This window comes from Shinella zoogloeoides (genome assembly GCF_003574625.1).
GTDB classification, from domain to species: Bacteria; Pseudomonadota; Alphaproteobacteria; order Rhizobiales; family Rhizobiaceae; genus Shinella; species Shinella zoogloeoides_A.
Map to the genome: position 1 here is coordinate 350,346 of NZ_QNUJ01000002.1, position 21,541 is coordinate 371,886.

The following is a 21,541-nucleotide window of genomic DNA, read 5'->3' on the forward strand; positions in this document are numbered from 1 at the left end:
AAAAGCAATGCGCGCAACACTGAACGACCTTGCGAGGGACCTTGCGGCGGGCAAGGTCACGGCCGCGCAGCTCATCGAGGAGTCGCTGGCGCGCATCGCCGAACCGGCGGGAGAAGGCGCACGCGCCTTCGTGAAGGTCCATGCCGAAAAGGCCCGCGTCGCGGCGAAGGCCGCCGACGAACTGCGCAGGGCCGGCCTCGCCCCCTCGCGCTTCGCCGGCATTCCCATCGCCGTGAAGGACCTTTTCGACCTTGCCGGCGAGCCGACTCCGGCAGGTTCCACGGTGCTGGCCGATGCCGCGCCTGCGACGAGCGATGCGCCCGCCATCGCCCGCCTCAAGGCCGCCGGCTTCATCGTCGTCGGCCGCAACAACATGACCGAATTCGCCTTTTCCGGCGTCGGCATCAACCCGCATTACGGCACGCCCGCCAATCCCTACGACCGGGCAACCGGCCGCATTCCGGGCGGCTCCTCCTCCGGTGCCGCCGTCAGCGTGGCGGACGGCATGGCGGCGGCCGCCATCGGCTCGGATACCGGCGGCTCCTGCCGCATCCCCGCCGCGCTCTGCGGCATCGTCGGCTACAAGCCGACCGCCAGCACAGTGCCGCTTGCCGGTGCGCTTCCGCTCTCCTTCACGCTCGATTCCATCGGCCCGCTGGCAAACAGCGTCGATTGCTGCGCCAGCCTCCACGAGATCCTGAGCGGCACCTCGCTTGATCAGGAAAGCCAGCGCGGCGTCGCGGGCCTGCGCATCGTCGTGCCGCAATCCGTCGTCTTCGACGGCATCGAGCCGCATGTGGCGAGAACCTTCGAGGCAACCCTCAAGCGCCTTGCCGAAGCCGGTGCGGTGGTGAGCGAGATCGCGCTGAAGGAATTCGAGATGGTCGGCCAGATCAACGTCAGGGGTGGCTTCCCGGCCCCGGAGGCGCTCGCCTGGCACCGCGACCTCCTCGAGGAACACGGCGAGGCCTACGACCAGCGCGTGCGGGCCCGCATCCTGCGCGCCCGCGAACAGACGGCTGCGGACTATATCGATATGCTGCACCTGCGCCGCGCCTATATCGAGGCGACGAACCGTGCGATCTCGGCCTATGACGTCCTCGCCATGCCGACCGTGCCGATGGTCGCCCCGGCCATCGGCGCGCTGGAAGCCGACAACGATCTCTTCGTGAAGACCAACCTCACGCTGCTGCGCAACCCGGCGCTGATCAACATGCTGGACGGCTGCGCCATCTCGCTGCCGGCCCATGCCGAGGGGGAGGCCCCCGTCGGCCTCATGCTCGCCGCCGCCGGCGGCAGGGACGCCGCGCTCCTTGCCAATGCGCGGGCGGTGGAGGCGGCATTGCGGCGCTAGAGCCGCGGCCCATCCCCCTGATGCGCGATCTGCTTGAGGCCGCGCAGCGCATCCTCCACGTCCCGCCGCCCCGCCGCCGCTTCCGGATAGACGGCATAGGCGGGATAGGTGAATTCGGGCGCGCCCTCGACGCGTTCGATCTCGCCGGACGCAAGATGGCGCGCCACCGTTCCCTTGCGGAAATAGCCCATGCCGCCGGCGCGCAGGATGTAATGAAGGGCGAGCGGCCCGAAGCCCACCTGCAACGCCGGCTCGGCAAAGCCGGCAAGCCCATAGCCGCCCTGCCCGGCGAACTGCGATCCCCAGTCGACATGCACATAGTCCGGCTCGCCCTCCTCCCCGGCCTTGCGCACGAGGATGAGCTGTTCCTCCTCGATCAGCTCCACCTTGAAGCCCGGCATCAGCTTGGGCGCATAGAGCACGGCGATGTCGAGCACGCCGGTACGCAGCTGTTCCAACAGCTGGTCTGGAACGCCGACCGCCGCGTGAATGGCGATCTCGGGGCAGTTCCCCTTCATCCAGACCAGCCAGTCGAGCAAGAGCGGGTTCCACAGGCTGACCTCGCCGCCGACCGCGACGACGGACGTGCGGCCGGGCGGAACGGTGAGCTGCTGGCGCGCCCGCTCCCACACCTGCACGAAGGACTGCGCGAAGCGCTCGAATTCCCGCCCCGCCGGCGTCAGCGCGGCACCGTTGCGGGTGCGGATGAAGAGCTTGCGCCCGAGCGCCTCCTCCAGCGTGCGGATACGCGCGCTCACCGTAGTCTGGGTGATGTGCAGCCGCTCCGAGGCCTTGAGGAAACTGCCCGTATGGACGATCTCAAGAAAGGTTCGTGCCCGGTCTATATCCATGGAAAGCCCCGCTCGATGCAATTTTCTTGCAGCTATAGCGCACTCGACGCGGCAGGGCTTGCCCTTTAATCCTTCGGCCGCTGCATTTCCCGCCGCAGCTCGGCAAGCGCCCGGCGCATGCCGTGCAGCTGGTCCATCAGATGCAGAATGACGTCGATGCCGGCCTCGTTCGCCCCGATGCCGGATTGCAGTTCACCGATCAGCCGCGCCCGGGCGACATCGATTTCCGAAAAGCTCAGGCCCGACGGCGTCCTTTCCGGCAGAAGCCATTCCTGCTCGATCCACAGTTCCAGCACCGTCACTTTCAGGCCGGAAGTTTTGAGGAACTCGTCCTTGCTCATCGCCATGATCAGGCCTCCTCACGCGGATTGAACGCCTGCCCCTTCGCCCAGCCGGCCACGAAAGCCTCGAGCTCGGCATCGGGCGGGCTCGGCAGCACCACCTTCAGCTTGACGAACTGGTCGCCGAAGCCGCCGCCGCGCTTCGGCGCGCCCTTGCCCTTCAGCCGCAGCGTCGTGCCGGTGTTGGAGCCCTTCGGCACCGTCATCGTCACCGCACCGGTCGCCGTGGGAACATGGACACGCCCGCCGAGCACCGCCTCGTTCAGGGAAACGGGCAGTTCGATGGTAATGTCGTCGCCCTCGCGGGAAAAGCGCGGATCGGGCAGCACCTCCACCTCGATCAAGGCATCGCCCGGCCCGCCCGTGCCGAGACCCGGCGCCCCCTTGCCCTTGAGGCGGATCGTCTGGCCGCTGACGAGGCCCGGCGGGATCTTCACGTCCAGCGTGCCGCCATCCGGCAGGGTGATGCGTCTCGTCGCCCCGGCGATGGAATCGGCAAAGCCGATCTCCAGGTGGTAATGCCGATCCTCGCCGCGACGGTTCGCCCGCGCCTTCTGGCCGCGGCGCAGGAGATCGGCGAAGATGTCGTCGCCGTCCATGAAGTCGGCAAAGCCCGAGGCATCCGCATAGGGATGCTCAGCCTGCCCGCCGGCATAGTTGCGGTAATAGTCCTGGCGCGGCGGGCGCTCGGCGCCGGACGCGTCGATCTCGCCGGCGTCGAAGCGCTTGCGCTTGTCGGCGTCGCCCAGCAGGTCATAGGCGGCGGCGACCTCCTTGAACTTCTCCTCCGCCGCCTTGTCGCCCGGATTGAGGTCCGGGTGCAGCTTCTTGGCGAGCTTGCGATAGGCGCTCTGTATCTCGGCCGCCGTCGCCGTGGACGGCACGCCGAGAACCTCATAGGGATTTCTCACGACGGGCTCCGGAATGGATTGAACTTGCTCTCTATATTAGGCTGCAATGCGCGCTCGGCAACGCATCGCGCCCGCCTCCTGGCCTTTTTCTCGCTACCCCCGGCCGCAACCATTGCCCGAAGGCTTGCCACCCGCCAGGCAAGGTGAAAGAAAAGGCCGGCGAACCGGATCGGTCCGCATCGCCCGCCGCAGCAGAGAAGCCCATGATCCTGCGCTCGAAGCCGAGCTTCAAAGACATTCTCTTCACCATCAACGGCTCGATCCTGCCGCGGATCGCCTGGCATCTCGTTGCCGTCGCGGTGCTGAGCATCATTGCCGTCTTCGCTGCCCAGCACCATCCAGGCATCTTCGTCAAGATCAGCGCCATTCCCTTCACGCTGACGGGCATCGCGCTCTCCGTCTTCATGAGCTTCCGCAACAATGCCTGCTATGCCCGCTGGTGGGAGGGCCGCATGCTCTGGGGCGACCTGATCATCGCCGCCCGTTCCTTCGCCCGGCAGACCGCGCTTCTCAATGAGGACGACCGGCGTTTTCTGCTCACCCATGTCTGCGCCTTCGCCGCCGGCCTTGCCGCCCGGCTGCGCAACGAGGACGAAGCCGCCGCGATCGCCCGCTGGTCCGACACGGCCCCGCGCGAAAACAGCCCCAACCCGACGAACGAGGTGCTCGACCGCATCGGCCGGCACTGCATCACGCTGATGCAGACGCACCGCATCGACGCGATCCACTATTCGGTGCTGGAGACCCAGCTTGCGGCGCTCGCCCGGGTGCAGGGCGGCTGCGAGCGGATCGCGATGACGCCGGTGCCCTTCGCCTATTCGCTGCTGCTGCACCGCACGGCGCTGATCTTCTGCATCACCCTGCCCTTCGCGCTGGCCGGCTCGCTGGACTGGTGGACGCTGCTGCCCGTGCTGCTCGTCGCCTATACCTTCTTCGGCCTCGAAGCGCTCGGCCACCAGCTCGAGGACCCGTTCGGCCTCGAGCCGAACGCCCTGCCGCTCGGTGCAATGCTGCGCACGGTGGAGCGCGACATGCTTTCCCTGCTCGGCGAAGCGGAGCTGCCCGAGCCCGTCCAGCCGCGGAACCATGTGCTGGACTGAGCCGGAAAAGCGTAAAATCCCAATCGCTTAACCCGGAGGGACGGCACTCCTGCAACGAGCCGCCTGACTACGCGCCTGTATTATACATCCGTATAACAATTCTCTTGCCTGTCCCGGCATTCCCGATATGGTGGCCTCATCCGCGTGGCGCGCGGAGCAAATCGCTTCAGGATGGCATGACATGTCGCGAGACCCCCGCTTCGATATTCTCTTCGAACCCGTCAGGATCGGCCCGGTCACGGCGCGCAACCGTTTCTACCAGGTGCCGCACTGTTCCGGCATGGGCTACCGCTATCCCAATGCGGAAGCCGAGTTGCGCGGCATGAAGGCCGAGGGCGGCTGGGCGGTCGTCTCCACGCAGGAGGCGGAGATTCACCCGACTTCCGACCTGACGCCAGCCAACGAGGCGCGGCTGTGGGACGAGGGCGACCTGCCGGCGCTTGCCGCCGTCACCGACAGCATCCACGCCCATGGCAGCCTCGCCGCCATCCAGCTCGTGCACAACGGCCTGCATGTCGCCAACCGCTTCAGCCGGATGATCCCGCTCGCCCCCTCCCATGTCATCAGCGACTGTCTCGATCCCGTGCAGGCGCGCGCCATGGACAAGACCGACATCGCCGACATGCGCCGCTGGTACCGCAACGCGGCGCTGCGCGCGAAACAGGCCGGTTTCGACATCGTCTATCTCTATGCCGGCCACGACATGAGCGTGCTGCAGCATTTCCTGTCGCGCCGCCACAACGACCGCACGGACGAATATGGCGGCTCCTTCGAGAACCGGCTCCGGCTCTTCCGCGAAATCATCGACGACACGCGCGAGGCCGTCGGCGACAGTTGCGCGCTCGCCATCCGCCTTGCCGTCGACGAGCTGCTCGGCCCTTCGGGCATCACCTGCGAAGGCGAGGGCAAGGATATCGTCACGGCGCTCGCCGAGCTTCCCGACCTCTGGGACGTCAACCTCTCCGGATGGTCGAACGACAGCCAGACGGCCCGCTTCTCCGAGGAAGGTTTCCAGGAGCCCTATATCCGCTTCGTCAAGTCCGTCACCACCAAGCCGGTGGTCGGCGTCGGGCGCTATACCTCGCCGGACAGCATGGTACGGGCGATCCGCCAGGGCATCCTCGATTTCATCGGCGCCGCCCGCCCCTCCATCGCCGATCCCTACCTGCCCAGGAAGATCGAGGAGGGGCGTATCGACGACATCCGCGAATGCATCGGCTGCAATATCTGCACCTCGGGCGACAATACCAACGTGCCGATGCGCTGCACGCAGAACCCGACCATCGGCGAGGAATGGCGCAAGGGCTGGCATCCTGAGATCATCCCTACGGCGGCAACGCCCGAGCCCGCCCTCGTCATCGGCGGCGGGCCGGCGGGGCTGGAGGCGGCGCGGGCGCTCGCCCAGCGCGGCGTCGATGTGCTGCTGGCCGAAGGCGGCGGCGAATGGGGCGGCCGGGTGGCGCGCGAATGCCGCCTGCCGGGCCTTGCCACCTGGGGCCGCGTGCGCGACTGGCGCGTCGGCCAGCTCAACGTCCGCCCCAATGCGGAACTCTACCTGCACAGCCCACTTTCCGCCGAGGACGTGCTGCAATACGGCATCCCCCATGTCGCCATCGCCACCGGCGCGCGCTGGCGCACCGACGGCGCGGGCCGCACCCATCGCCGGCCCCCCGCCTTCCTTGCGGAAGGCGCCGTCGTCTCACCCGACGCCATCCTCTCGGCGGGCGCTGAGGCCGTATCCGCCGATGGCCCGGTGGTGGTCTTCGACGACGACTGTTTCTACATGGCCAGCGTGCTGGCGGAACTGCTCGCCAGGGCCGGCCGCACGGTGACGTTCGTCACGCCCGAATCCCAGGTCTCCCCCTGGAGCCAGCACACGCTGGAACAGGGCCGGGTGCAGAAGCGCCTCATCGAGGTGGGCGTCAATATCGTCACGGCAAAGGCGCTCGCCGGCCGCACGAAGGACCGGCTGGACCTTGCCTGCATCTACAGCGACCGGATCGAGACTATCGACTGCGCGACGCTCGTGCCCGTCACCGCCCGCCTGCCGGACGAAACGCTCTGGCTGGAATTGAAGGCCCGCGAGGCCGAATGGGCCGATGCCGGCATCCGCAGCGTCACCCGCCTCGGCGACTGCCTCGCCCCCGGCCTCATCGCCGCCGCCGTCTATTCCGGCCACCAATATGCCCGCAGCTACCAGACGGAGCCCGACCGCGACGCGGTCCCGTTCCGGCGCGAGGACATCGCACGGCTCTAAGAACGCCACGCATCGTAGGCGTTAGGCGAAATCCACGGGTGTGCTGCTTCGACGTCGCCGCTCTTCCCTTTTCCCCTCGGGGAGAAGGGGTTGAGGCAACGGCTTCCCTTCAGATGCCATAGCCCTGCTCCGGAAGGAGCCGCCACGCGCGAACACGAAGACGCGGCGCACCGCCCCCATGCCGGCACCGTGTTGCCACTGCGGTCGCAAACCGTGAACGCACCGTTCTCTCCATCGCTCTTTTCAACCGTGGCACGATCACCCATCTTGCGGGACAACGTTTCCTCCCAACGGACGCTTCGCGTCGAGGCAGATATCCATGAAGAAAATCGGTTTCCTTTCCTTCGGCCACTGGACCCCCTCCCCCCAGTCCGAAACCCGCTCGGCCGGCGATACGCTGCTGCAGTCGATCGACCTTGCCGTGGCGGCCGAGGAGCTCGGCGCGGACGGCGCCTATTTCCGGGTGCATCATTTCGCACGCCAGCTCGCCTCGCCCTTCCCGCTTCTCGCCGCCGTCGGCGCGCGCACGAAGAAGATCGAGATCGGCACGGCCGTCATCGACATGCGCTATGAGAACCCGCTCTATATGGCCGAGGACGCCGGCGCGGCCGATCTCATCGCGCAGGGCCGCCTGCAGCTTGGCATCAGCCGCGGCTCGCCCGAACAGGTCATCGACGGCTGGCGCTACTTCGGCTACGAGCCGCAGGAAGGCATGGGCGACGCCGATATGGGTCGCCGCCATGCGGAAGTCTTCCTCGACGTGCTGAAGGGCGAAGGCTTTGCCCAGCCGAACCCGCGGCCGATGTTTCCCAACCCGCCGGGGCTGCTGCGGCTCGAGCCGCATTCCGAGGGGCTGCGCGAGCGCATCTGGTGGGGCGCCGGCTCCAACGCCACCGCCGCCTGGGCCGCCAAGCTCGGCATGAACCTGCAAAGCTCCACGCTGAAGGACGACGAGACGGGCGAACCCTTCCACGTCCAGCAGGCCGCGCAGATCCGCGCCTATCGCGAGGCCTGGAAGGAAGCCGGCCATACGCGCAGCCCGCGCGTCTCGGTCAGCCGCAGCATCTTCGCCCTCGTCGACGACCGGGACCGGGCCTATTTCGGCCGCGGCGGCAAGGAGCAGGATTCCATCGGCTTCATCGACGACAAGACGCGGGCGATCTTCGGCCGTTCCTATGCCGACGAGCCGGACCGGCTGATCGAGCAGCTTGCCGCCGACGAGGCGATCAGCGAGGCCGACACGCTGCTCCTCACCGTGCCGAACCAGCTCGGCGTCGAATACAACGCGCATGTCATCGAGGCCATCCTGAAGCACGTCGCCCCGGCCCTCGGCTGGCGTTAACCCGCGCAAACGAAATGGCATCGCCCCCTTGAACGGGGCGATGCCTCGGTAATTCAGGATTCAGCGCGTTCTAATTCCAACCGGCCTCAGAACTCTTCCCAGTCGTCCTGCCTGTTGGCCGTCGCCTGTCCGCCGAAGGTGGACATCAGCTTGTTCACCATGCGCCGGGCCGGCGAGGGCGCGGGACGCGCGGAAGCGGCCACCGGTACGGGACGGGCGGCCAACGGCGCAGCGTCCCGTGTGTCGCCGAGCTGAAAGCGGGCGATCAGGTGGCGAAGGCGGTCGGCTTCCGTCGCCAGCGAGCTGCTGGCGGCATTGGCTTCCTCCACCATGGCCGCATTCTGCTGCGTGACCTGGTCCATCTGGTTGACCGCCACATTGACCTGAGAGAGGCCGACCGACTGCTCCCTGGCGGAGGTGGCGATGGCGTCGAGCTGGCTGTTGATAGCGGCGACACGCTCCTCGATACCGGCAAGCGCCTCGCCCGTGGCGCTGACGAGCCGCACGCCGCTCTGCACCTCTTCCTCCGAATGACGGATGAGGTCCTTGATCTCCTTCGCCGCCTTGGCCGAGCGCTGCGCCAGCTCGCGCACCTCCTGCGCGACGACGGCAAAGCCCTTGCCGGCTTCCCCGGCACGCGCCGCCTCGACGCCCGCGTTGAGGGCGAGAAGATTGGTCTGGAAGGCGATATCGTCGATGACGCCGATGATGTTGGAAATCTGCGAGGAGGATTCCTCGATCCGCTGCATGGCGTCGACCGCCTTGGTCATCACCCCTGCCGACTGGCGGGCGGATTCGTTCGCGGCCACCGCCATGGCGCGGGCTTCCTCCGTGCGGCTGGAGGAGCTGGAGACGTTGACGGTGATCTGGTCGAGCGCGGCGGCGGTCTCCTCCAGCGAGGCGGCCTGCTGCTCAGTGCGCTTGGAAAGGTCGTCGGCGCTGCCGGAAAGTTCGCGCGAGCCGGAATCGATGGCGGCGGTCGCGGCGGCAACGGCGCCGAGCGTCTCGCGAAGCTGCGTGACGGCCGCGTTGAAATCGCGGCGCAGACCTTCGAATTCCTCGGCGAAGGGATTGGCGAGCGCCACCGTCAGGTCGCCGGACGAAAGACGTGTCAGGCCGGAGGCAAGACCCGCGGTCGCCGCCGCCATGGCCTCGGCACGCTGGCGGTCGATCTCGGCGGTGCGCAGGCGGTCGGCCTCGCGCGCCTCGCGGGCGGCATCCGCATCGCGGGAAAGCTGGCGCGCCCGCAGCCCCTCGTCCTTGAAGACCTGGACGGCCTTGGCCATGGCGCCGACCTCGTCCCCGCGGTCGCTGCCTTCGATGGCAACCGTGAGATCGCCGCCGGCCAGAACCGTCATCGTGGCTTCCAACTTGCGGATCGGCAGCACCAGCCAGCCGCGGATCGCGACATAGCCGAGGCCGATGACGGCGAAGAGGCCGATGAAGACCGAGGCGAGCATGGTCTTCACCGTCGAGGCGGTCATGATTTCGAGGTCGAGGCTCTTGCGGTCCGCCTCGTCGACGACGAGGTTGGTTTCCTCCGTGAAGCGATCCGCCAGGGCCCCGAACTGCGGCTGGCAATCCGCCGTGAAGACGTCCTGCGACTTGACTATATCCGCGCTGACGGTCGCCGCGCCGGCAAGCGCGATGGCGGGGCCGCAGATATCGTTGAGGAGGCGTGTGCCTTCGTCCCTGAGGCGGCCCAGCGCGGCATTTCCGGGCATGGCGGCCATCGCCTTGCCCATGAATTCCTCGAATTTGGCCTTGTCGCCCTGCAATTCGGCGAGGGCGGCGGCGTTGCGTTCCGGATTGCGGGCGATCATCAGGTCGCCAATGGAGCCGCGTGCAGCCTGCAACGCGCGGTTGGCGCGCGCCATCATCAGCGCCGCCTTGGATTCATTGTCGAGCAGAGCGGTATTCGCGTCGTCGATATGCTTGACCTGGAGACTGCCATAAATGGCGACGGCGAGCGAAAAGGCGCCGAAAATCGCCATGATGACGATGAATTTGCCAATGATCGGGATATTTTTCATGGAACTGCTCGTAGTAGAGTGGCACGTACCACTCTTTTTCCGGGTAGTTCCTAAAAAAGTAATTAAATCGGCGATTGTTTTTCAGCAAACTTTCAATCAACCGCCAATGCAGCCTCCCCGCCTTGGCAGGGCAAGCCGCAGGTTGTGCTGCGCGCCCGCCTTGGAGCGCGCAGCACGGCCGCTCAAAACAGGCCGGCGGCGGTCATCAGTTCGACGACCTTCTTGTTGTCGAGCGTCGAGGCCTCGACCTTGGGGGCGTCGAGGTCCTTCAGCGGCACCAGCTTGGGATTGGACTCGCCGGCGATCGCATATTCATAGGATGTGCCGTCACGCAGGATGGCCTGGCCGCCCTTGCCGGTAATCCACTTGAGGAAGGCCTGTGCTTCCTTCTGGTGCTTGCCGGACTTCAGCACGCCGCCGCCCGAAATGCTGACGAAGGCGCCCGGATCCTGGTTCTTGAAGTAATGCAGCGCGACATTGTTGCTGTTCTCGCCGGTCTTCGCCTGATCGCCGAACCAGTAATAGTGATAGATGACCGCGCCCTCGATCTCGCCGGCATTGACAGCCTTCATGGCGACACTGTTGCCCTTGTAGGGCGTGGCGTTTTCCTTCATGGCCTTGAGCCAGCCGGCCGTCGCCTCCTCGCCCTTCAATTGCAGGAGCGCGCCGACGATCGCCTGGAAGTCCGCGCCGGCCGGAGAAGCGCCCCAGCGGCCCTTCCAGGCGGGATCGGCAAGGTCCATCATGGATTTCGGCAGCTTGTCCTCGGTCAGCTTGGTCTTGTCATAGGCGAAGACCGTCGAGCGGGCGGCGATACCCGTCCACATGCCGTCCGCTGGGCGGTATTCCGTCGGCACCTGGTCGAGCGTTTCCTTGTCGACCGGCGCGAAGCGGCCGGATTCGTCAAGCAGCACCATCGCCGGAGAATTCTCCGTCAGGAAGATGTCGGCCGGCGACAGGTCGCCCTCTTCCAGGATCAGGTTGGCGAGCTGCATGTCGCTGCCCTTGCGCACGACGACCTTGATGCCGGTCTCCTTGGTGAACGCCTCGATCCAGGCATTGCCGAGCGCTTCGTGCTGGGCATTGTAGACGACAAGTTCATCGGCTTCCTGCGCGCGGGCGCCCGACGCCAGCATCGCCGTTGCAAGCGATAGCGCCGCGAATGTTACCCGGATCGATTGGTTCATGACAGTCTCCTTCGTGGATCGTGGCTGCGCGGGCGGCGGATGCGGGTCTGCAACTCCGGCGCCGGCAATTGCGCCCTTCCAATAGCCGAATGCGGCCTGCGGCACCAGAAACCATTGCGTTTTACTCAAGAAATCCTTAGGGCAAGGGCAGGCCGCCATTGCCGCGCAATGGGGACCGGCTCCTCGTGATGGCATGAAGGCACGGCCTTGTTGCAGCAGAATATGGCAGAAACCCTCGATAGCGCCTGGCCGGTGCCCACAAGGCGGCGGACGGCCCGCATTCCCTATGCTCCTGTCGTGGTGCTCGCCATGCTGGTCGCGCTGGTCAGCCTCGTGCCGCTCGGCTTCATCGCGCTCGTCACCTACGATGTCGGCTGGGAAACGGTGAAGACGCTGGTCTTCCGACCGCGCGTCGGCGAGCTGGTGCTCAGCACGGTCTATCTGGAGCTTCTCACCATTCCGCTATCGATCTCGGTTGCCGTCGGCATGGCCTGGCTTACGGAGCGCACCGATATTCCCTTCCCGCGCCTGTGGGCCTGGCTCGCCGTGACGCCGCTCGCGGTGCCGGCCTTCGTGCACAGCTACGCCTGGGTCAGCCTCGTGCCGGGCATGCGGGGGCTGGCAAGCGGCGTCTTCGTCGCCGTCATTGCCTATTTCCCCTTTCTCTACCTGCCGGTCGCCGCCGCGCTGCGGCGGCTCGACCCGGCCGTGGAAGATGCCGCGGCCTCTTTGGGGCTCGCCCCGACCGCCGTCTTCTTCCGCGTGGTGCTGCCGCAGCTTCGCATCCCCATCTGCGGCGGCTCGCTGCTGATCGCGCTGCATCTGCTGTCGGAATACGGCCTCTTCGCCATGATCCGCTTCGATACGCTCGCCACGGCCATCGTCGACCAGTTCCAGTCCTCCTATAACAGCCCCGCCGCCAACATGATCGGCGGCGTTCTGGTGACGTGCTGCCTGCTGCTGCTCGGCCTCGAAGTGCTGCTGCGCGGCAACGAGCGCTATGCGCGCGTCGGCTCCGGTACGGCGCGGCCGAACGATCGGCGCCGCCTCGGCCGGCTGCGGCTGCCCGTCATGCTCCTGCCGCTGGGCCTTGCCGTGCTCACGCTCGGCGTGCCGCTCGCAACGCTCTGCCGCTGGCTCTGGGTCGGCGGGCTCGGCATCTGGACCGGCGGCGTGGCGCAGGCCGTGCTCCAGACCATCGTGCTGGCCCTTGCCGGCGGTGTCCTCGCCACCGTCGCCGCCTTTCCCATGGCCTGGCTTTCGGTGCGCGCGCCCGGCCGGCTGCAACGGGTGCTGGAGGCCTGCCACTACTATGTCGGCTCGCTGCCCGGCGTCGTCGTGGCGCTGGCGCTCGCCTCCCTCACCGTGCGCTACCTGCTGCCGCTCTACCAGACCTTCGCCATGCTGCTCGCCGGCTATATCCTGCTCTTCCTGCCGCGTGCCATGGTGGGCCTTAGGGCCAGCATCGCGCAGGCCCCGGTGGAGCTGGAACGCGCGGCCATGGCGCTCGGGCGCACGCCGGGACAGGCGGTGCGACAGATCACGCTGCGGCTTGCCGCGCCGGGAGCTGCGGCCGGCATTGCGCTCGTCGCGCTCGGCATCGTCAACGAGCTGACAGCGACGCTCATGCTTTCGCCCATCGGCGTCGAGACACTCGCCACCCGCTTCTGGTCGCTGACGAGCGAGATCGATTATGTCGCGGCCGCGCCCTATGCCGTCATGATGGTCGTGCTTTCCCTGCCGCTCACCCTTCTCCTTCATGCCCAGTCGAAAAGGACGGCCGGCCAATGACGCTGCTCGATCTGGAAAACATCAGCCGGCGCTACGGACCGGTGCGGGCGCTGGACGGGGTGAACCTTTCGGTGGCCACCGGCAGCCGTACGGCGGTGGTCGGCCCCTCCGGCTCGGGCAAGACGACGCTGCTGCGCATCATCGCCGGCTTCGAGCTTCCCGATACCGGCCGGGTGCGCTTCGACGGCGCGCTGCTGGCCGACGGGCCGGCGGGCGTGCCGGCGCACAAGCGCGGCATCGGCATCGTCTCGCAGGACGGCGCGCTGTTTCCCCATCTCAGCGTCGCCGACAACATCGCCTTCGGCTTCGAGCGCGGCGCGCCCGACCGGGAGAAGCGGGTGGAAAGCCTGCTGGAGATGGTGGAACTTGAAGCCGCGATGGCGACCCGCCGTCCGCACCAGCTTTCCGGCGGGCAGCAGCAGCGCGTGGCGCTCGCCCGTGCGCTCGGCCGCCGGCCGAAGCTGATGCTGCTGGATGAGCCCTTCTCCGCCCTCGACACCAGCCTGCGCGAGAACATGCGCAAGGCCGTGGCGCGCGTGCTGCAGGCCGCCGGCATCACCGCCATCCTCGTCACCCACGACCAGACCGAGGCGCTTTCCTTCGCCGACCAGGTAGCGGTGCTGCGCGAAGGGCGGCTGGTTCAGGCCGGCCCCCCGCAGGCGATCTATCACCAGCCGCGCGACCGCGAGACGGCGCTCTTCCTCGGCGACGCCGTGCTGTTGCCGGCCATCATCAAGAACGGATTTGCCGATTGCGCGCTCGGACGCGTGGCGGTCGACGGCGACCATGCCGGCAAGGCGGAAATCATGCTGCGGCCGGAGCAGATCCGCGTCGCCGTCGACGGCGCAACGCCGCAGAACGGCGGACGCGTGGTGGACGTGCAATTCGGCGGCGCGGTCTGCACCATATCGGTGGCGCTCGCCGACACCGCCCTGCCGCCCATCGTGCTGAAAACCTCCAGCGTCGCCCTGCCCTCGCCCGGAAACCTCGTGCGCCTCGACGTCGCCGGCAAGGCGCACGTCTTCGCCTGACGGGCACTGCCGCGCAGGCAACCGGGCCATCCGGCTACCGCTATCGCCGCCCTATTGCATTTCCCGCCGCCGGCTTTGCGGGCACCGGCAGGCCGTGGCCTTCGCGAAAGGCGCTGGGAGCGATGCCGACGGTGCGGGAGAAGTCACGGCTGAAATGGTATGGATCGGCATAGCCGCAGGCGAGCGCGACGGCGGCGACCTTCTCCGCCGTGCGGGTCAGCAGCCCCTTGGCGTGGTTCATCCGCTCGTGCCGCAGCCAGTCCATCGGCGTCGTGCCGGTCAGGCGGCGGAAGCGGCGGTGAAGCTGCGACGGGCTGAGGTCCGTGATGGAAGCGAGCGCCTCGACGCTCCAGCCGCGGGCAAGGTCCGCCCGCATGGCCTGGATGGCAAGGCCGATACGGTCGCCGTCGTCCTCCCCCTCCTCCCCGCGTTGCGCCGCCAGCAGCGCGACGATCTGCGCCACGAACGCGTTCGACACCGCTTCCGCCGCCGCAGGCCGGGTGCGTAGCGCCTCGACCGCCGCCTCGAAGAGCGGGCGGGCACCGGCGGTCCCACCCGGCTCGAAAAGCGGCGCCCGGCCGACCTGCAGCAGATGGAAGACGCGCTCCAGGGCCGCACCCTCGCAGCCGAGCCAGACATAGTGCCAGTGCCGCGCCTGCGGGTGGCAGCCGTGGCGGTAGGCGAGAGCCGTATCCAGCCAGGCGACGCTACCGGGCGCTGCCGTGCTCACCGCGCCGCCGACCCGGATCTCCCCGAGACCGGAAAGCGTGCAGATCAGGGTCTGGTGATGGAAGCGGCGGGCGACCGGCGGGTCGGCCGGCGTGAAATAGGTGTGGCCGCCGACGAGGATCCGATAGGGATAGGCGGCCGCATGCCGCCCCGGCGTCTGGAAGAAGATGGCATTGTCCCTGTTGTCGGGGTCCTTGTCGGGCATCTCTGTCGCCTTCGCATGTCGCTCGGAAAAGGGACTATCACGCCGCGACCGTCCATGCGAGTTTTATCCATCATCCTGCGCCTGCGATGCATTCCCTCGCCGGCGGAATCCTCTAGTTTGGCGTGCTTCCGCCGGCAGGCGATGTTTTCGGAGACTTGATGGACATGACCGCGCCGCTCCAGGCTGAGATGGATTTTCAGCCGCTTTCCACCGCCTTCGCCCAGAATCCCTACCCGGCCTATGCGGCGCTGCGCGCCCGCGGCGAACCGGTCTACTTCGCCGATTTCGACATCTGGCTGGTTACCCGCTTCGACGACGTCGCGGCCATCGCCCGCGACAACGCCATGGTGCGCTCGGCGGAGTTTTTCATGTCGCCGGAGGAGATCGAGGCACAGCAGCGGGCGCAGAACTGGCATGACATGCCGCACCATTCCCGCTTCGTGCAGTTCTCCATGCTCGACAGCGACGGCGCGGTGCACGACCGCCTGCGCAAGCAGGTCTTCCGCGAGTTCACGCCCGCCTTCATCGCCCGCCAGCGCGGCATGATCCAGGACTTCGTCGATCGGCTCGTCGACGGCCTGATCGACCGCGGCGAGATCGATTTCGTCGAGGACCTCGCCGCGCATGTGCCCGGCCATATCATCGGCCGCGTGCTCGGCGTACCGGACGAGGACTGTCCGCAGCTGCGCGTCTGGTCGGAAAACGTCGTGCGCTTCTTCGACATCGACCGTTCCGACGCGCGCAAGGCCGCCGCCGAAAAGGCGACCACCGAATTCTACCACTATCTCCTGAAGCTGATGGCCGCCCGCAGGGCCGTCCCTGAGGACGACATGATCACCCGCCTGATGGCGGCGCAGGATGCCGGGCACCTCAACGAGGACGAGCTGGTCTCCACCTGCATGCTGATCCTCATGGCCGGCCACGGCTCGACCATCGATGTGCTGGGCTCGGGCATGCATGCATTGCTGCGCTATCCCGACCAGATGCAGCGCCTTCGCCAGGAGCCGGGCGTCATCCAGACCGCGATTCAGGAAATGTTCCGCTTCGAATCGCCGCTGCCCTTCTTCCATCGCTATGCGACGGCGGACTGTCAGATCGGCGGCCGGTCGTTTGCCCGCGGCACGAAGTTCGGCCTGCTCTACGGCGCGGCGAACCGCGATCCGGACGCCTTCGGCGCGGATGCCGATACGTTCAACATCGCCCGCAATCCCAACCGGCACCTTGCCTTCGGCGGCGGCGCGCATTTCTGTCTCGGCAACCATCTGGCGCGGCTCGACATGGAGGTGATCTTCACCACCCTGCTCAAGCGCATGGAGACGATCTCGCTCGCCGAAGCCGAGCCGCAATACAAGACCGGCCTTTCGGTCCGCGGCCCCAGGGCGCTGAAGATCGCCTTCAAGCCGGCCTGACCCATTCCCAAAATCACGGAAATCCCATGCTCAAGATCAGTTTCATCGGCAATGACGGCAGCACCATCGAGGCGAGCGTCGAGGATGGCCAGAGCGTCATGTCGGCGGCTGTCAGCAACGGCGTCGATGCCATCGCCGCCGAATGCGGCGGAGCCTGCGCCTGCGGCACCTGTCATTGCTACATCGACGAGGATTGGCTGGACCGGCTTTCGCCGCCCGACGACTTCGAGGAGGCGATGCTGGAATGCGTCTCCAACCCGACGCCGCAGAGCCGCCTGAGCTGTCAGGTCAAGATGTCCGCGGCGCTGGACGGCCTCGTCGTACGTCTGCCGCCCTCGCAGTACTGACCCGGTTGGGCATGCCCGCCCTGCCAGTCTTTCATCCCTTCCCACCGCCGAATAGGCGATATTCGGCGGGTTGCGACCAAATTTGCCTTTGACAGACGGGCAGGCGGGATTAAATCCCCTTACCGATCATCCCGCACCACGGGAACAAGGACCGTCGCACGCTCGGCCGGAAGGACGATGAAACAGCATACGATTCGCCATTTCGGCCTGCGCAAGCGGCTGCGGCAGTTGCGCCCCTCGGTGCTCTACCGGTTCCTCAGCCTGGAACTGATGCGCACGCTGCCGCGGCGAAGCGAATTCGGCCTCGTCATCGCCGGTGTGCTGGTCGGCATCGCCGCCGGTCTTTCCGTCGCCGCCATGACCCTCATCGCGCGAACGATGCATTCGACGATCTTCGGCCTGGCCCCTGACCAGCGCCTCAGCGGCGCTGCCGTCGAAAATCCCATCCTGCTGCTCGTCGCGCCCATTGCAGGCGGGATCCTGCTCGGCATTCTCCTGCTGCTGCTCGCCCGCTGGCGCAAGCGGCCGCTGGTCGACCCGATCGAGGCCAATGCCCTGCATGGCGGCCGGCTGTCGCTGACCGACAGTCTCGTCGTCGCGGTGCAGAACCTCATTTCCAACGGCTTCGGGGCTTCGGTGGGGCTGGAGGCGGGCTATACGCAGGTCGCCGCCGGCTTCGCCTCGAAATTCGGCAGCAAGCTGAAACTGCGCCGATCGGACATGCGCATCCTCGTCGGGTGCGGCGCGGCGGGCGCCATCGCCGCCGCCTTCAATGCGCCGCTGACCGGCGCCTTCTATGCCTTCGAGCTGATCATCGGCGCCTATACCATCCTCTCGCTGACGCCGGTGGTCGTTTCCGCGCTCGTCGCCAATCTCGTCGCCCGCCTGCTCTCGCCGAGCGATGCCGGCATCGATGTCGGCAGCGTCGGCTCGGTGCTGCCGGCGGACTATGTGCCGGCCCTCCTGCTCGGCGCCATCTGCGGCGGCGTCGGCATCCTGCTCATGCAGGGCGTCGCGCTGGTCGAGGAGACCGCCCGCAAGAGCGCCATTCCCGGCTATGTGCGCCCGGCGATCGGCGGGATCATCGTCGGCCTGCTGGCCATGGTCAGCCCGCAGGTGCTTTCGGGCGGCCATGGCGCGCTCCATCTCAATCTCGAGGCGAACGTGACGATCCTCGGCCTGCTCGGCCTGTTCCTCCTCAAGGCGGTGGCATCGGCCGTCTCGATCGGCTCGGGCTTTCGCGGCGGCCTGTTCTTCGCCTCGCTCTTCATGGGCGCGCTGATCGGCAAGCTCTTCGCCTTCGCCGCGCCCTATCTCGGCCATGCCTCGCTGGCGCCGGCAAGCTATGCCGTGGTCGGCATGAGCGCGCTCGCCGTCGCCGTCATCGGCGGCCCACTGACCATGACCTTCCTGGCGCTGGAGGTGACGGGCGACTTTCCGATGACCGCGCTGGTGCTGGCCGCCGTTATCACCTCGTCCTTCATCGTGCGCACGCTGTTCGGCTACTCCTTCGCCACCTGGCGCTTCCACCTGCGCGGCGAGACCATCCGCAGCGCGCACGATGTCGGCTGGATCCGCAATCTCACGGTCGACAAGCTGATGCGCGCTGACGTGCGCACGGCGGACGCCGCCATGCCGCTCGCCGAATTCCGCGCGCGCTTTCCCATCGGCTCGACGCAGCGCGTCGTCCTCGTCGACGAAGCCGGGAAATATGCGGGGCTGGTGCTGGTGCCGGAGGTTCACGCCGATCTGGTGGAGGCCAAAGATGGCAGCGTGCTGGTGCGCGACGTCGCGCGCCACCGCAGCGACGTGCTCCTTCCCACCATGAACGCACGGCAGGCCGTCGCCCTCTTCGACCAGACCGAGAGCGAAGCGCTCGCGGTGGTCAGCGACATGATCGGCCAGCGCGTGATCGGCCTTCTCACGGAAAGCCATACGCTGCGTCGCTACAGCGAGGAACTCGACCGCAACCGCCGCGAAATCTCCGGCGAGCTTTGAGGGAAAAGAAAGCGCCTCGGCCTAGCGATCGGCAAGCGCATGCTCGGGCCGCGCCGCGTCTCTCGCTTCCAGCGCCGCCTCGATCTGTCGGATCACCTTGACGGCTTCCAGCAGGATCGCCTGCATCTCGTCGTCGTAAAGATGCAGCGGCATCCTTCCCGCCTGGATGAGATCGACGGCCTCGGCCGATTCCTGGAGGTGGTCGGACTGGCCGAGCGCCTCCCAGCCCTCATGGATCGTGATATAGGCGCGTCCCAGGAGGCGGAGCTTTTCTCCCTCCGAGAGCGTGGGAACTTCAGCCGCAGCGCGGCTCAGTTCGGCAATGACGTCCGGAATGCTTTTCATGGGGCACCTCGGATGCGCGAAAATACGCGGCGCAACCGGTTCATCGTTTATAAAAGTTAGCGCTTATATGAACAAAAACAAGCTGCTTTTACTCGCTTGCCGCGAATTTTTCATGAAGCCCGGAGAAGGGCGCCCGGATGCCGCAACGTTCGCGCAAGGACGCTGGCGCATCTTCCGCGGCCAATGAAATGGCAGGAGAAATGCGTGTACGACAAATCGGGCATCTTCACATCGAGCACCGAGCGCGCGGCCTGGAGCATCGCGGCGCGCCATCTTGCCCGCGGGCAGAAGGACCCGGTGCAGATGATCGTCGAAGGCATCGAGGAGGAGCGCCGGCGCTGCATCGAACTGCTCTATGCCGCGGCGGGCGAGGATGCGAAAATCCCCTCCTTCCTCGCCGATCCCGACAGCGAATGGTAGCCGCTCCCTCTCCCGATTTTTTGAAGGGACCGGCGGTGCCCGCACCTTGAACACCGGCGGCCCGATGCCCAGATCAGCGGACACGACGACGGGTGGACGTTATGGGCGATATCTTTTCCAAGGGCACGTTTGAACCGGAAGAACTGGGCGCGTTGCAGCAGATCTTCACCGAAGTGACCTCGCAGCCGTGGTTCGACCAGGCGGACGAGGCCAAGGTGGAGTTCGCGAAATATCTCTTCGAGACCTTCCCGGCCGTCTCCTTCGATGCGCGCAAGCACCGCTCCATCATCGAGGCGTCCGCGCGGATGTTCTATTCCCGCGAGGCCTCCTGAGGCGGCAAGGCGGGCCGTTCCCCCTACTGCAGATGCATGAGGATATGCGCTTCTTCCGCCGCCTCCACGAAGGCGCGGCGGACGTCTTCGTCCTGCGCTTCCTCTTCCAGGGCGTCCGCACAGACTTCCAGCGCATGAATGAAGGCGCGGCCATGATCGACGGGCCAGCAGTCCGTCAGGAGGATAGCGGCTTCCCGCGTCGACCCCACCATGAAGGGCCCACCCAGGGCTTCCAGGTTGATCGCGACGCCGGCCGGCCAGTCTATGAGCAAGGACGTATCCATGGTCTTGCCTCCTGCGCTATCAATGCAGGAATGCTACTTTAGGTTCCAGAAAATTCCGCACTATCGGGCATATGACGGGCCGGGATCAAGGCCCGCTCAGGGTATCAGCATCACGCCGAGATAGAGGATCACGCCGACGAGCACGGTCGCAAAGAGGCTGCGCGTCAGGAAGGCCACCACCGTGCAGCCCACGGCAGCCGCCACGGTCGCGGCCGTTCCGCCATCCTCGCCGGCATATTTCACCAGTTCCAGCGTCACGATCGCGATCATGATGCTGGAGGGGATGAAGCCGAGCCAGGCCATGGCGAAGGCCGGCAGTCTTGCGCCGGCCAGGAAGACGATGGGCAGGGCGCGGATGCAGATGGTGATCGCCGCACAGATCGCGACGGTCAGCAGGAAGGAACCTGTCATGACAGCCTCCCCCGGCGTTCGCGGATTTGCAGCACGGTCGCGCAGATCGTCGCGGCAAGGGCCGTCGCGACCAGGACGGAGACATTGACGTCGAGGACGCGCATCGTCGCCAGCACGGCGGCGGCCGACGTGACCATCGCCACGATCTCCAGCCGCTTCCGGGCGCTGCCGAAATAGTTGAGCGCCAGCAGCCCGATGAACATGGCCGTCAGGCTGAAACCGAGGCCATGCGAGATGCCGGCGGGGATGACCGCCGCGAAGAGGGCGCCCATGAAATTGGCGACGATCCAGTTTACATAGGCCGCCACGTTGAGCCCGAGCATCCAGCGATAGGGCAACGCCCCGCGTCCCGTTGCGAACTGCGTGGCGACGCCGAAGGTCTCGTCGGTCAGCAGCACGCCGCTGACGAATTTCTGCATGGTCGAGGCGCCCGAGAAGAAGCGCGCGAGATAGGAACTCATCAGCAGGTAGCGGATATTGACGAGCAGCACCGCCAGCACGACCGCCGACGGCCCCGCCCCCGCCGTCCAGAGGGAATAGAAGAGGAACTGCGCGGAGCCCGCATAGAGCAGGGCGGAAAGCAGCAGGATCTCGCTGATGCTGAAACCCGAGATCGCGCCGATGGCGCCGGAGGCGAAGCCGATGCTCCAATAGCCGAGGATCGTCGGCCCGCAGGCGATGACGCCCTCGATGAATGCGGAGCGCGCACCGGCTGCCGTGATGTTCTGTTCTGGCATGTCACTCAAGTGTCTGTTCGTTGACCCGCCTGTTGCGGCGGGGCGGGAATTTCGGCCTGCACGACCGGAGCGCAGATATAGCGATCCGAAGGAAGGGTGTCACGGGCTGACGACCCGTTCCACCAA

At 66.8% G+C, this 21,541-nt stretch carries 21 protein-coding genes; 11 read left to right on the top strand and 10 right to left on the bottom strand.

Annotated elements, in window-relative coordinates; genetic code table 11:
• Positions 1 to 7: 7 nt before the first annotated feature.
• A complete protein-coding gene (locus DSD28_RS05125) occupies positions 8 to 1,354 on the top strand; it encodes an amidase (RefSeq protein WP_119255267.1) in 1,347 nt (448 codons plus the stop codon).
• Here DSD28_RS05125 and DSD28_RS05130 read toward each other — a convergent pair.
• The 3 genes from DSD28_RS05130 to DSD28_RS05140 form a co-directional block, all read right to left on the bottom strand.
• Positions 1,351 to 2,205: a LysR family transcriptional regulator gene (locus DSD28_RS05130; RefSeq protein ID WP_119255268.1), complete on the bottom strand. Its 855-nt coding sequence runs from the start codon at positions 2,203 to 2,205 to the stop codon at positions 1,351 to 1,353. The genes DSD28_RS05125 and DSD28_RS05130 overlap by 4 nt on opposite strands.
• A gap of 65 nt (positions 2,206 to 2,270) precedes the next feature.
• Positions 2,271 to 2,552: a chaperone modulator CbpM gene (locus DSD28_RS05135; RefSeq protein ID WP_245424752.1), complete on the bottom strand. Its 282-nt coding sequence runs from the start codon at positions 2,550 to 2,552 to the stop codon at positions 2,271 to 2,273.
• 2 nt (positions 2,553 to 2,554) lie between these two features.
• On the bottom strand, positions 2,555 to 3,457 hold the full coding sequence (locus DSD28_RS05140) for a DnaJ C-terminal domain-containing protein (protein WP_119255269.1): 903 nt from the start codon (positions 3,455 to 3,457) through the stop codon (positions 2,555 to 2,557).
• Between the two features lie 203 nt (positions 3,458 to 3,660).
• Here DSD28_RS05140 and DSD28_RS05145 point away from each other — a divergent pair, with 203 nt between their 5' ends.
• From DSD28_RS05145 to DSD28_RS05155, 3 genes are all read left to right on the top strand, one after another.
• The gene (locus tag DSD28_RS05145) at positions 3,661 to 4,557 is read left to right on the top strand and encodes a bestrophin family protein (protein ID WP_119255270.1); all 897 of its coding nucleotides are present in this window, start codon (positions 3,661 to 3,663) and stop codon (positions 4,555 to 4,557) included.
• A gap of 181 nt (positions 4,558 to 4,738) precedes the next feature.
• Complete coding sequence (locus DSD28_RS05150) at positions 4,739 to 6,814, top strand: NAD(P)-binding protein (RefSeq protein WP_119255271.1); 2,076 nt, start codon at positions 4,739 to 4,741, stop codon at positions 6,812 to 6,814.
• Between the two features lie 319 nt (positions 6,815 to 7,133).
• On the top strand, positions 7,134 to 8,156 hold the full coding sequence (locus DSD28_RS05155) for an LLM class flavin-dependent oxidoreductase (RefSeq protein ID WP_119255272.1): 1,023 nt from the start codon (positions 7,134 to 7,136) through the stop codon (positions 8,154 to 8,156).
• An 86-nt stretch (positions 8,157 to 8,242) separates the two neighbouring features.
• On the opposite strand, the gene DSD28_RS05160 is transcribed toward DSD28_RS05155, so the two are convergent.
• The gene (locus DSD28_RS05160; protein ID WP_119255273.1) at positions 8,243 to 10,189 is read right to left on the bottom strand and encodes a HAMP domain-containing methyl-accepting chemotaxis protein; all 1,947 of its coding nucleotides are present in this window, start codon (positions 10,187 to 10,189) and stop codon (positions 8,243 to 8,245) included.
• A 182-nt stretch (positions 10,190 to 10,371) separates the two neighbouring features.
• Positions 10,372 to 11,376, bottom strand: a complete 1,005-nt coding sequence (locus DSD28_RS05165; RefSeq protein ID WP_119255274.1) for an iron ABC transporter substrate-binding protein — start codon at positions 11,374 to 11,376, stop codon at positions 10,372 to 10,374.
• A gap of 222 nt (positions 11,377 to 11,598) precedes the next feature.
• Here DSD28_RS05165 and DSD28_RS05170 point away from each other — a divergent pair, with 222 nt between their 5' ends.
• On the top strand, positions 11,599 to 13,167 hold the full coding sequence (locus tag DSD28_RS05170) for an ABC transporter permease (protein ID WP_119255275.1): 1,569 nt from the start codon (positions 11,599 to 11,601) through the stop codon (positions 13,165 to 13,167).
• On the top strand, positions 13,164 to 14,198 hold the full coding sequence (locus DSD28_RS05175; RefSeq protein ID WP_119255276.1) for an ABC transporter ATP-binding protein: 1,035 nt from the start codon (positions 13,164 to 13,166) through the stop codon (positions 14,196 to 14,198). The genes DSD28_RS05170 and DSD28_RS05175 overlap by 4 nt, the downstream gene beginning before the upstream one ends.
• Positions 14,199 to 14,238: 40 nt before the next feature.
• On the opposite strand, the gene DSD28_RS05180 is transcribed toward DSD28_RS05175, so the two are convergent.
• Complete coding sequence (locus DSD28_RS05180) at positions 14,239 to 15,132, bottom strand: helix-turn-helix domain-containing protein (protein ID WP_119255277.1); 894 nt, start codon at positions 15,130 to 15,132, stop codon at positions 14,239 to 14,241.
• A gap of 164 nt (positions 15,133 to 15,296) precedes the next feature.
• Between DSD28_RS05180 and DSD28_RS05185 the strand changes: the two genes are divergently transcribed.
• The 3 genes from DSD28_RS05185 to DSD28_RS05195 all read left to right on the top strand — a co-directional run bounded on the left by DSD28_RS05185 (position 15,297) and on the right by DSD28_RS05195 (position 18,886).
• The gene (locus DSD28_RS05185; protein ID WP_162911257.1) at positions 15,297 to 16,541 is read left to right on the top strand and encodes a cytochrome P450; all 1,245 of its coding nucleotides are present in this window, start codon (positions 15,297 to 15,299) and stop codon (positions 16,539 to 16,541) included.
• A 26-nt stretch (positions 16,542 to 16,567) separates the two neighbouring features.
• Positions 16,568 to 16,888, top strand: a complete 321-nt coding sequence (locus DSD28_RS05190) for a 2Fe-2S iron-sulfur cluster-binding protein (RefSeq protein ID WP_119255279.1) — start codon at positions 16,568 to 16,570, stop codon at positions 16,886 to 16,888.
• A 270-nt stretch (positions 16,889 to 17,158) separates the two neighbouring features.
• Entirely contained in the window at positions 17,159 to 18,886 is a 1,728-nt protein-coding gene (locus DSD28_RS05195; RefSeq protein ID WP_119255473.1) for a chloride channel protein, read from the top strand.
• Positions 18,887 to 18,907: 21 nt separating this feature from the next.
• Here DSD28_RS05195 and DSD28_RS05200 read toward each other — a convergent pair whose 3' ends face one another.
• Positions 18,908 to 19,231 carry a hypothetical protein gene (locus DSD28_RS05200; RefSeq protein WP_119255280.1) on the bottom strand — a complete coding sequence of 108 codons (324 nt, stop codon included), beginning with the start codon at positions 19,229 to 19,231 and terminating at the stop codon, positions 18,908 to 18,910.
• 204 nt (positions 19,232 to 19,435) lie between these two features.
• On the opposite strand from DSD28_RS05200, the gene DSD28_RS05205 reads away from it, so the two are divergent.
• Positions 19,436 to 19,651 carry a hypothetical protein gene (locus DSD28_RS05205; protein ID WP_119255281.1) on the top strand — a complete coding sequence of 72 codons (216 nt, stop codon included), beginning with the start codon at positions 19,436 to 19,438 and terminating at the stop codon, positions 19,649 to 19,651.
• A 101-nt stretch (positions 19,652 to 19,752) separates the two neighbouring features.
• Complete coding sequence (locus tag DSD28_RS05210) at positions 19,753 to 19,983, top strand: hypothetical protein (protein ID WP_119255282.1); 231 nt, start codon at positions 19,753 to 19,755, stop codon at positions 19,981 to 19,983.
• A 23-nt stretch (positions 19,984 to 20,006) separates the two neighbouring features.
• On the opposite strand, the gene DSD28_RS05215 is transcribed toward DSD28_RS05210, so the two are convergent.
• The 3 genes from DSD28_RS05215 to DSD28_RS05225 form a co-directional block, all read right to left on the bottom strand.
• Entirely contained in the window at positions 20,007 to 20,267 is a 261-nt protein-coding gene (locus tag DSD28_RS05215; protein WP_119255283.1) for a DUF982 domain-containing protein, read from the bottom strand.
• 96 nt (positions 20,268 to 20,363) lie between these two features.
• Positions 20,364 to 20,678 carry an AzlD domain-containing protein gene (locus DSD28_RS05220; RefSeq protein WP_119255284.1) on the bottom strand — a complete coding sequence of 105 codons (315 nt, stop codon included), beginning with the start codon at positions 20,676 to 20,678 and terminating at the stop codon, positions 20,364 to 20,366.
• Positions 20,675 to 21,415, bottom strand: coding sequence for an AzlC family ABC transporter permease (locus tag DSD28_RS05225; protein WP_119255285.1), 741 nt, complete (start codon positions 21,413 to 21,415; stop codon positions 20,675 to 20,677). The genes DSD28_RS05220 and DSD28_RS05225 overlap by 4 nt, the downstream gene beginning before the upstream one ends.
• Positions 21,416 to 21,541 lie beyond the last annotated feature (126 nt).

Bases quoted from the DNA above. Each gene is read 5' to 3' on its own strand.
- DSD28_RS05125 (WP_119255267.1), top strand. From the start codon at position 8: ATGCGCGCAACACTGAACGACCTTGCGAGGGACCTTGCGGCGGGCAAG.
- DSD28_RS05130 (WP_119255268.1), bottom strand. From the start codon at position 2,205: ATGGATATAGACCGGGCACGAACCTTTCTTGAGATCGTCCATACGGGC.
- DSD28_RS05135 (WP_245424752.1), bottom strand. From the start codon at position 2,552: ATGGCGATGAGCAAGGACGAGTTCCTCAAAACTTCCGGCCTGAAAGTG.
- DSD28_RS05145 (WP_119255270.1), top strand. From the start codon at position 3,661: ATGATCCTGCGCTCGAAGCCGAGCTTCAAAGACATTCTCTTCACCATC.
- DSD28_RS05150 (WP_119255271.1), top strand. From the start codon at position 4,739: ATGTCGCGAGACCCCCGCTTCGATATTCTCTTCGAACCCGTCAGGATC.
- DSD28_RS05155 (WP_119255272.1), top strand. From the start codon at position 7,134: ATGAAGAAAATCGGTTTCCTTTCCTTCGGCCACTGGACCCCCTCCCCC.
- DSD28_RS05160 (WP_119255273.1), bottom strand. From the start codon at position 10,189: ATGAAAAATATCCCGATCATTGGCAAATTCATCGTCATCATGGCGATT.
- DSD28_RS05165 (WP_119255274.1), bottom strand. From the start codon at position 11,376: ATGAACCAATCGATCCGGGTAACATTCGCGGCGCTATCGCTTGCAACG.
- DSD28_RS05170 (WP_119255275.1), top strand. From the start codon at position 11,599: ATGGCAGAAACCCTCGATAGCGCCTGGCCGGTGCCCACAAGGCGGCGG.
- DSD28_RS05175 (WP_119255276.1), top strand. From the start codon at position 13,164: ATGACGCTGCTCGATCTGGAAAACATCAGCCGGCGCTACGGACCGGTG.
- DSD28_RS05180 (WP_119255277.1), bottom strand. From the start codon at position 15,132: ATGCCCGACAAGGACCCCGACAACAGGGACAATGCCATCTTCTTCCAG.
- DSD28_RS05185 (WP_162911257.1), top strand. From the start codon at position 15,297: ATGACCGCGCCGCTCCAGGCTGAGATGGATTTTCAGCCGCTTTCCACC.
- DSD28_RS05190 (WP_119255279.1), top strand. From the start codon at position 16,568: ATGCTCAAGATCAGTTTCATCGGCAATGACGGCAGCACCATCGAGGCG.
- DSD28_RS05195 (WP_119255473.1), top strand. From the start codon at position 17,159: ATGCGCACGCTGCCGCGGCGAAGCGAATTCGGCCTCGTCATCGCCGGT.
- DSD28_RS05200 (WP_119255280.1), bottom strand. From the start codon at position 19,231: ATGAAAAGCATTCCGGACGTCATTGCCGAACTGAGCCGCGCTGCGGCT.
- DSD28_RS05210 (WP_119255282.1), top strand. From the start codon at position 19,753: ATGGGCGATATCTTTTCCAAGGGCACGTTTGAACCGGAAGAACTGGGC.
- DSD28_RS05215 (WP_119255283.1), bottom strand. From the start codon at position 20,267: ATGGATACGTCCTTGCTCATAGACTGGCCGGCCGGCGTCGCGATCAAC.
- DSD28_RS05220 (WP_119255284.1), bottom strand. From the start codon at position 20,678: ATGACAGGTTCCTTCCTGCTGACCGTCGCGATCTGTGCGGCGATCACC.
- DSD28_RS05225 (WP_119255285.1), bottom strand. From the start codon at position 21,415: ATGCCAGAACAGAACATCACGGCAGCCGGTGCGCGCTCCGCATTCATC.